The organism is Paraburkholderia sp., from assembly GCF_026225065.1.
Taxonomy (GTDB): Bacteria; Pseudomonadota; Gammaproteobacteria; order Burkholderiales; family Burkholderiaceae; genus Paraburkholderia.
Window position 1 is genome coordinate 1 of record NZ_JAMFSB010000233.1, and the last position, 9,712, is coordinate 9,712.

Genomic DNA, 9,712 nt, shown 5'->3' on the forward strand with positions numbered 1-9,712 from the left:
CGTCGTTGGCAACTGGCACAGCATCAGAGCCTGTTGGACATCGGGTGCGGCCAATGTCACTGGAGCCGCCTGCTTGCGCCACGTATGGCTGTCGGCGCACAAGTGACGGCCTTTGATCGAGATGTCAAATGGGCTGCAGGTGACCCTTCGATTTCGACGGCGTTTGCAGCGTTCGGGGCGAAGGTGCAGTTTCAACAGGGCGATGCACACGCATTGCCATTCGACGATGACAGCTTCGATGTAGTGACCTGCCAGACTGTGCTGATGCACCTTGCTGATCCACTCGCGGCGTTACTGGAAATGCGTCGCGTGGTGCGGCCCGGCGGAATTGTTATCTGTACCGAACCATGCAATCTGGCGCAATTTGCTCTGTCAAACGCGACGACAACTGACCTTTCGATAGACGAGTTGTGTGACGCGTTTCGTTATGCGTTGCTTTGCGAGCGGGGTAAGCGCGCCTCTGAAGAGGGCAGCCTATCACTTGGTGATCGCTTACCGCGTTTGTTTCAATTGGCCGGTTTGTCCGGCATCCAGACCTATCTTTCAGATAAAGCCTCACCGATCTTGCCCCCTTACCAGGATCACGAAACCCGCGTGAACCTGGCTGAATTGATTGCCGCACACGAAGACGCACGCGCGGGTTTGTGGGAGAGCCAGGTTGACGACTGGATCGCGGCACTTAATGACGTCGAGGCGCAGGCATTGGTGGCGCGCATCCACGCAGAACGTCCTGAAGGCCAAAGAAAGTTGCAGGCAATGATCGAAGCCCAAAGCTATTGGGACAGTGGTGCGACGCTGACTTATCTGGTATCAGCAAGCAAATAACGGAGACGAGCGCGGGCGCATCGCCCGCGCACTCGGCGAACCGGGATTGCGCGACAGCGGAGCCGGAGAGGCTCAGGCGGACAACCCCCTGAGCCCTTCGTCGTCGGACCGGGTTCGGCCATTTTGAGATGTTCGACACGAGACAGCCAATCGTTAACAATCGGCGCGTAGGTGCCCGATATGGCGGGCACGATAAATCGGACTCTGCCACATGGACAAGAATGTAGACGAGCTAATAGCTGAGTTGGCCGAACGAGGTGTGCAGCTACCGAAAGGTACCGTCAGAATCGGCGGTTTTGGCGATTCGGAGGCGCTTTCAGAATCGCTCGTTGCTCTCATCCTCACTGGCGTAAAGCGCGGTACTTGCACCCTGGTTTGGTCTTGGGATTTCGACGGTGAGACCCTTCCTGACGTCGGGGACATGGAGATCGTGCTTGATTGGCATGATCGGCCAATGTTCGTGCGACGAACCACGGAGGTGGAAGTCGTCCCGTTTGATGCTGTGACCGCCGATTTCGCAGCCTGCGAAGGCGAAGGTGATCGTTCGCTATCGCATTGGCAAACGGAACACTGGCGATTCTTTACCGACGAGTGCCAGCGAATTGGCCGGACGGTTGATAAATCGATGCCTCTCGTATGCGAGAGATTTGAGGTCCTTCACACGTTCGCCTGAGCACGCGATCCGAATGGACTGCTGCCCTGACCAAGCATCACGCCAGAATCGCGTGCCACAGATAGCGTGTCGACAAAGAACGACTGGTAAGGGTCATTCGAGAGCGTCGTAGAAGAGCCCTCGCCCAATATTTTCCGTTCTATATTATCCGCTGCGTTTTCAAGACTTTCTTCGGAGCATTCAATGCGAATCAGGACCACTTATTTGAAAGTGAAGGACATGCAGCAGAGCGTGAGGTTCTGGGAGACTCTACTGGAACGCACGCCGAACCGTAAGTCGGAGAAATGGACGGAATTTTCCGTAGGGGAAGTCCGCTTCGGGCTTTTGCTAAATGATTTCGGCGACGAGTTCACCGGCAGCGGGTGCGTACCGGTATTCGAATTCGACGTACCCGATTTGCATATTTTTTTGAATCGCGCCAAGGCACTCGGAGCAACTGTCGTTCTCGACGGACTCAATGACGAAACCATGAAGAGCATTGTTTTGACTAGCCCCGACGGTCACGAATTCGAACTTTGCGCTTGCGACGACTAGCTCCTTGTTTATCTCCGTTGACCTCCCTAGACAGTAGCCAGCCAGATACAGCCCGTCGACAAGCCAAGCCCAATCGCCGACAATTTAATCCACCATCATTCCGATGACGTCCTCAACAATATTGACCTCTCCAAATCTGCCTACGTCGTTTGAAACGGGCCGCCTCGTCGTCAGGTGTCCTCGGTCTGGTGACGGTCCCGACTTGTTTGACGCGACCGTCGACGCACTGACGGAACTGAGGCGCTTCCCAGCGTCGTTGCCATGGGCGCTCGAAACACCATCAATTGATACGTCCGAATCGTTTTGCCTTGCGGGCTCCGCAAATTTTCAAGCCAGAAAGGACTTTCCGTTTTTGTTTATCGATAAGACGTCGCGCATGGTTGTGGGTAGCGGCGGTCTTCACCGGCCAAGATGGGCCGTCCCAGTTTTTGAACTCGGTTTCTGGGGAAGATCGTCGCATGTCGGGCGCGGCCTGTTCAGTGAAGCCGCCGACGGCTTGGCAAATTATGCTTTCGTCAATTTCGGGGCAATGCGAGTCGAAGCGATCTGCGACGATTTGAACGAAAGAAGCATTCGACTTTGCGAGCGCATCGGAATGCAATTAGAAGGCGTGTTGCGGCAGGAACGGCGCGCTCCGGACGGTAGTTTGCGAAACACGCGAATCTACTCAAAACTAGCTTGAACTTGCGCTCGGGTAAGGCGCCCCTCGCCCACAAGCGATCGTTGGCCGGGTCAGCGGTTCACCGATCCGCCTGCTGCACTTCGGGCGCCAGCCAGCGATTTATCGCGCCAATCCGGCCACGCGTAGCCACGTCACAAGCGCAACAGGGTCGCGCCGGTCATCGGCAAAGCCGATCACGCCATCTGGACGCACCGCGAAGAGCGCGCCTGTGCCTGGTTCCCAGATCGTGCTTGCGTGGTTGAGCGAATCCACAAGCGTCGGCGTGCCGCCGTCCTCCGGCACCGCAATGCCAGGCGACAGCACACGGACCGCGTGAACACCAGCGGCGGCAGCGAGGCCGACGTCGAGTACCGGCCCCCAACCTTCGCCAAACGCCAACAGCGTGGCCTGCGGTCCGCGAAAGACGTCGAACAGGCGCAATGACCTGCCCTCGCGATCGACCAGGCCCGGCACGTCTGGCGCACGATCACCGGCGCGCAGGCTACCAGGCGCCGAGCGCAGTTCGTGCGCAAGCGGCGATTCCCGATAGCTGATGCCGAGTTGGGACGTGTCCTCCGTTCGCGCGATGAGGCCCTGCGTTTTCGAGGAAAGCGTCGTGGCAGCCAACCGCGTCGAAAGTTCGAGGACATGTCGCGCCACCGGTAGCCGCTCGGCCTCGTAACTGTCGAGCAACGCACTGTCGGCCCCCCGCTGCACCGCCGCCAGCTTCCAGCCAAGGTTGAAGGCGTCCTGTATCCCGGTGTTCATGCCTTGTCCGCCGGCGGGTGTATGCACATGCGCCGCGTCACCGGCGACAAAGACGCGCCCCGCACGATACCGGTCGACCATGCGAACGTTCGCACGCCACAGCGAAGTCCAGTCCGGCCTCGACAGGCGGATGTCGCTGCGGCCCGTGTAACGCTCGACCAGTTGCTGGAAGTTCTCCAGGGTGGGCGAATCGGGCGATTTCGGACCGATTGCGATCTGCAACTGGAATGCCTCGGTACCGGCCAGCGGCGCCATCGCAAGAAAACCTCCGCCTTCAGGGCGCCACACGTGCCAATGTGCACGGTCTACCCCTTCGACATGCAGGTCGCCGACCAACATGCGCATGTCCTCATGCGTCTCGCCGAGGAAGCCCAGCTTGACGATGCGCCGCACGGTACTGCGCCCGCCGTCGCAACCCACCAGCCAGGCCAATTCGACCTCGTCGGTGCCTCCGGCGTGCTCGAGTTTCGCGCGCACGGCGTCGTTGGTCACTTCAGCGTCGACGAGCGCCGTTCCGTATTCGACGCGACCGCCGAGCGCTTCAAGGCGGCCGCGCAGCACGGCTTCGGTGCGCCACTGCGGGATCAGGACGGGTGCTGGCCAAGGTACGTCGGGTCGTTGAGCGGGCACGGGGCGAGGCACGTCGAGAAAGCCGCCATCGGCCGTGTGCTGTCGATAGGGCAAGCCGACAAGACCCGAACTCACAATCTCATCGACGATGCCCAACCGGTCGAACACTTCGAGCGTGCGCGGTTGCACACCCTTGGCGCGTGAGCCGGCGAAGGGGCCTTCAGCCGAATCGACGATCCGGAACGAAACCCCTCGCACGGCAAGCTCACAGGCGAGGGTCAAGCCGGTTGGACCTGCCCCGACGATCATGACAGTGGACATCGATGTGGTCTCCGTTAAAAGTAAGGAGGCGCAACCAAAACGGCCCTACTCGATGATGACTAGCGATACGCTACCTGAGACTTGGCCGTCAGTCTTTTACGCGTGACCGCTTCGAGAACGTTCACGAATTCCGATGCTGCAGGAGAGATATCTGTACCGGTGAGAATGCGCAGTTCAAGCGCCGGCAATCGCGGCAGCTCAGAATCGAGCCGTCTTATTCCATCAGGAATGCCATGCATTGTCCGGACAGTCACGCCGAGGCCAAAACGCACTGCGGCCCATAAGCCAGACAGGCTTGGCGTCGTAAGGGACAAACGCCAGCGGACGGCGGCCGCATCCAGTGCCTGAAGGGCGGCTTGCCGGAACAGACACGGGTGATTGAAAAGCACAAGCGGAAGACCGTCCTGATACCCGAGAGCTACCTCTGCAGCATCGTCCCGCCCGAACCAGAACATCGGCATGGATGCGAGCAGTTCACCCGACCTCGCGCGCCCCGCTTCCGCAAACGCAAGCGCGATATCGAGCCGTCCCGCCCTGACCTCTTCCTCCAAGGCATAGTTACGCCCCGCGCGGACCTCGACATGCACGTTCGGCTGCAATTTCGAAAAGCGGGCGATTGCATCAGGCATGACATCCTCGAAGAAATCCTGCGGCAATCCCAGCCGGATAGCCGGCGCCGCGACCGTCGCACCCAGCGTCGCGCCTGCTTCGTCATGCATGGCAACGATCCGCCGCGCATACGCCAGAAGTGTTTCACCTGCCTCGGTAGGCACAAGTCCCCGGCCGTTGCGCTGGAACAGGATGTGGCCTGCCTGTTCCTCAAGGCGTTTCAACTGCATGCTGACGGCTGATTGCGACCGCCCGAGCTGGACAGCTGCACGCGCGAAGCTGCCCAGTTCGGTGCCGACCACCATGGTACGTAGCGCTTCGATGTCGAAATGTGGCCTCATCTATCTGAATCCTTGAAGTGTCACTTCATATATATCCGTTAGACGAAATGGTAGTCGTTGATCAGAATCATGGGCAACTAAAAAAGGAACAAGCCATGAATACATCGACGGCTATTGGCTTCATCGGCATTGGCACCATGGGCGAGCCGATGGCAAGCAATCTTGTCCGCGCGGGCATCCCGCTGACGGTGTGGAATCGGTCAGCGGAACGTTGCGAACCTCTGTCGCGAGCTGGCGCTACGGTCGCGCAGGAAGCGGCTGACGTGTTCGCGAGATGCGACACGATCATCCTGATGTTGGCCAACGGTGCGGCCATTGATGCCGTGCTTGGCCGCGGCACGCCCGAGTTTGTTGCGCGTGTCGCAGGGCGCAGGCTGGTCGCCATGGGAACGGTGTCTCCGGGTTATTCGGAGGCTTTGGCGGCAGATATCCGCGCAGCCGGTGGTCACTATGTGGAGGCGCCGGTCTCCGGTTCACGCAAGCCGGCCGAAGCGGGACAGCTTGTCGCCATGCTCGCGGGCGACGATGAAGACCTCGCCGCTGTCCGCCCGTTGATGGCGGCGATGTGCCGGGAATGTTTCGAATGCGGTCCGGTGCCGTCAGCCTTGCGCATGAAGCTCGCGGTGAACGTCTTTCTGATCACGATGGTCACCGGCCTTACCGAAGCTGCGCATTTTGCTGAGCGTCACGGTCTCGATATGGAGCGTTTCGCGGCCATTCTCAGTGCCGGTCCGATGGCGAGCGATGTATCTCGAGTCAAGGCCGCCAAGCTGGTACAGCGCGACTTCGCTCGCCAGGCCGGCATTTCCGACGTGCTGAAAAACAGTCGGTTGATCGTCGAGGCGGCCCGCGAGGCGGCGGTTGCAGCGCCGCTCATGGAAACATGCTTCTCACTCTATGGTGAAACCGAAGCCTTGGGCTTTGGTGAGGAAGACATGGCAGCCGTCGTCCGGGCATTCGAAGCGCGTACGTCCAATCGGATCGGATCGGATCGGATCGGATCGGATCGGATCGGATCGGTAATAATTTCGGCAACCTGATTATGCTGTCGCGCACAAAAATGGCTTTATTTTCCGCATTTTCATTGCGCCTCCTTCGCACTCTTGATGAAATTCTATTCAGTCATTCCTGTTGATATTTTGTAAATAGATGATATAAACAAAACCACGCATCGGTCTGCATCGACAACGCTCATTAAAGCGGGCGCAATTATGCAAAGGAACGTGTGGAGTCTCGGTTTTGGCGGGATAGCAATCCTCACCGGTGCGATGCCGGTGGGCGCGGATGCCGCGTGTTCGGCGACAGCGCCGGTCAGCAATACCACCGTTACCTGCTCTGGCGCAGGCATATCGGCCGTCGTTGCCGCGACGGGAAGCACCAACGTCACTATCAATATCGACTCAACGGCAACTGGCAGTTTCTCATTGCCAGGAACGCCGACACCATTCACGGTTGAAACCTCCAGCGCGATCACCAACAACGGCACGCTCTCCCTGTCCGGCAACGGCACAGGTGTGGCGAACCGCGGTGCGGTACTGATCGGCATGAACAACGGCAATACGATCACCAACGGCGCGACAGGAGTAATCTCCACGACGGGTGCCTACAACGACGGTCTCGCAGCGAACGGTAACAACAACACGCTGATCAACAACGGCAAGATCACAACGACGGGCAACAACTCGTATGGCATGACCGCCGCGTGGGGGCAGAGCAACGCTGGCGCTTCGGGTAATACCCTCACCAACACAGGGACAGTCTCCACGGCGGGCAGCAACGCGCGCGCCGCGTCGCTACTGGGTGGTAGCGGCACGATTAACAACAGCGGCACGCTGACCTCGAGCGGCAAGGACAGTCCGGCTGTCTACATGCAAGGCAACAACGACACGCTGATCAACAGCGGCAAGATCCAGACTACAGGCACCGCGACGAGCAGCGGCAGCGTCGACGCGGTCGTGTCGAACACCCTCGGTACATCGTTCACCGCGACGATCACGAACCAGGCGGGTGGGCAGATCATCAGCAACAACGGCATCGGCGTGCGCTCGACCAACGGCAATACGACGATCACGAACGCCGGGCTCATTCAAGGAGGCGGTGGCACCGCGATCAAAGGTGGCAACGGCAACGTCACCTTGAACCTGCAGACCGGCTCGCAGATCATCGGCACAGCCGATGGCGGCGGCGGGACGAACGTGGTGAACCTGCAAGGCTCAGGCACCGCGTCGAACGCATTCGTCAACTTCCAGAGCCTGACGATGGCGGGCGACGACTGGACCTGGGCGGGCACGGGCACGTTCTCAAGCGCCCTCGTGCAGAGCGGCACGCTGAACCTGACAGGCACGCTCGGCACGACCACGGCATCGGTTGTCGCGACGGTCAACAGCGGTGCGACCCTGCAGGCCAATGCGTCGAACCTGCCACTCTCGGTGACAGATAACGGACTTGTGCGCTTTCAGCAGGACAGCGCGGGCACGTACACCGGCCTGATCGCCGGCGCGGGCGCAGTGGAGAAGACCGGCGCAGGCACGCTGAGTTTGTCCCCGGCCGCGGCGGGCGGCAACACCTATTCAGGCGGCACGACGATCACGCAAGGCACGCTGTCAGTCGCGGCGGACAATGCGCTTGGCGCGTCATCCGGCGGGTTGACGTTCAACGGCGGCACGCTGCAGTTCGACAGTGCGTTCAATCTCGCGTCGAGCCGTGCTCTCTCGATCACCTCGAACAATGGCGCGATCGACACGCAGGGCTACGACTCGACGATCACGCAGAACATCACAGGCGCAGGCTCGCTGACGAAGCTCGGCTCCGGGGCGCTGACGCTTAATAGTGCGAACAGTTATATGGGTGGCACGAACGTGAATGCGGGCACGCTTATCGTCGGCGACGGCACGAGCGCATCGGCGGCGCTGTCCGGCGGCGGCCCGGTAACGGTCGCCTCGGGCGCGACGCTTGGCGGCTACGGCAGCGTGACAGGCAACGTGACGAACAGCGGCACGATTTCCGTAGCGAATGCGCTCGCCAGTCTTTCGGGCAGTTCGACCGGCAACTTCCAGATCAACGGCAATCTGACGAATGCGGGCCTCGTGCAGCTCGGCGGCAGTGGCATCGGCAATACGTTGACGGTCGCGGGCAACTATGTCGGCCAGAACGCAACGGTCGCGCTGAACACGTATCTGGCCGGAGACGGCGCAGCGTCGGACAAGCTGGTGATCAATGGCGGCGCGGCAAGCGGTACGAGCGCGCTGAAGGTGACGAATGTCGGCGGCCCTGGTGCGCTGACCCCCACGGACGGCATCCAGGTCGTGCAGGCAACCAACGGCGCGACGACGGCCGCGAGCGCATTCACGCTGACCGGTGGATCGGTCAGTGCGGGCGCCTATACGTATTACCTCGCAAAAGGCGGCACGTCGGCGGGGACGAGCGACAGTTGGTATCTGCGCAACACGGTGCCGCCGAAGCCGCAGCCGCTGACATCGCAACCGGGTCAGCCTGGTCAGCCAGCTCCAACGCCCCAATCACCTATCGTCGCGGAGGGCACGCCGCTCACCATCGCGCAGGCCGTTGCCGATGCCGCCCCCGGCGCCGCAGAGGTCCCGGTCTACCGGCAGGAAGTGCCGTTGTACGCCGAAGCGCCAGCCGTCGCCCGGCAACTCGGACTGCAGCAGATCGATACGTTCCACGATCGCCAGGGCGAGCAGGGACTCCTGACCGGGAACGGCCAGATGCCGGCATCGTGGGCACGCGTTTGGGGCGGCTACAGCAACATGCAACAAAAAGGCGACGTGGCGCCGTCGTTCGACGGCACGGTGTGGGGGATGCAGATCGGGCAGGAGCTGTATGCGGACAACAGCCCCAGCGGCCACAGCAATCACTATGGATTCTTCCTCGGCTTCTCGCGCGGGGTAGGCGACGTGAACGGCTTTGCACTCGGCCAACCGGATCTGGGCGTCGGTACGCTGCAAGTGAATGCGTACAACCTGGGCGGCTACTGGACGCATGTGGGTCCGGGCGGCTGGTATACAGACGCAGTGATGATGGGCAGCGCCCTAACCGTGCGTACGCTTTCTAACGGTGGCGTGAACGGTTCGACGGACGGCAATGCGTTCACGGGCTCCGTCGAGGCGGGGTTGCCGATCGCGCTGGGCTACGGGCTAACGCTGGAGCCGCAAGCGCAACTGGTCTGGCAATGGTTGTCGCTCGACCGCTTCAACGACGGCGTCTCGGACGTAACGTGGAATAACGGCAACACGTTCCTCGCCCGGGTTGGCGCACGGCTGCAATGGGCATTCGATGCGGACGGAATCGCCTGGAAGCCTTACCTGCGGGTGAGCGTGCTGCGGTCATTCGGCACAGACGACGAGACAACTTTTAGCGGGACGACGACGCTGGGCACCCAGGTTGGCCAGA

At 60.8% G+C, this 9,712-nt stretch carries 8 protein-coding genes; 6 read left to right on the forward strand and 2 right to left on the reverse strand.

The window, feature by feature from the left end; all coding sequences use genetic code 11:
* The 4 genes from M0954_RS17105 to M0954_RS17120 all read left to right on the forward strand — a co-directional run.
* Positions 1 to 825 (forward strand): class I SAM-dependent methyltransferase (locus M0954_RS17105; protein ID WP_297354442.1); only part of this gene is annotated, 825 nt, incomplete at its 5' end.
* Between the two features lie 211 nt (positions 826 to 1,036).
* Positions 1,037 to 1,498, forward strand: coding sequence for an ASCH domain-containing protein (locus M0954_RS17110; protein ID WP_297354444.1), 462 nt, complete (start codon positions 1,037 to 1,039; stop codon positions 1,496 to 1,498).
* Between the two features lie 210 nt (positions 1,499 to 1,708).
* Positions 1,709 to 2,032, forward strand: a complete 324-nt coding sequence (locus M0954_RS17115) for a VOC family protein (RefSeq protein ID WP_297354456.1) — start codon at positions 1,709 to 1,711, stop codon at positions 2,030 to 2,032.
* Positions 2,033 to 2,135: 103 nt separating this feature from the next.
* On the forward strand, positions 2,136 to 2,714 hold the full coding sequence (locus M0954_RS17120) for a GNAT family N-acetyltransferase (protein WP_297354446.1): 579 nt from the start codon (positions 2,136 to 2,138) through the stop codon (positions 2,712 to 2,714).
* A gap of 99 nt (positions 2,715 to 2,813) precedes the next feature.
* On the opposite strand, the gene M0954_RS17125 is transcribed toward M0954_RS17120, so the two are convergent.
* Positions 2,814 to 4,352, reverse strand: coding sequence for an FAD-dependent monooxygenase (locus tag M0954_RS17125; protein WP_297354448.1), 1,539 nt, complete (start codon positions 4,350 to 4,352; stop codon positions 2,814 to 2,816).
* Between the two features lie 59 nt (positions 4,353 to 4,411).
* Positions 4,412 to 5,302: a LysR substrate-binding domain-containing protein gene (locus M0954_RS17130; RefSeq protein ID WP_297354450.1), complete on the reverse strand. Its 891-nt coding sequence runs from the start codon at positions 5,300 to 5,302 to the stop codon at positions 4,412 to 4,414.
* A gap of 95 nt (positions 5,303 to 5,397) precedes the next feature.
* On the opposite strand from M0954_RS17130, the gene M0954_RS17135 reads away from it, so the two are divergent.
* Positions 5,398 to 6,342, forward strand: coding sequence for an NAD(P)-dependent oxidoreductase (locus M0954_RS17135; RefSeq protein WP_297354452.1), 945 nt, complete (start codon positions 5,398 to 5,400; stop codon positions 6,340 to 6,342).
* 171 nt (positions 6,343 to 6,513) lie between these two features.
* A partial coding sequence (locus M0954_RS17140) for an autotransporter outer membrane beta-barrel domain-containing protein (RefSeq protein WP_297354454.1) occupies positions 6,514 to 9,712 on the forward strand: 3,199 nt, incomplete at its 3' end.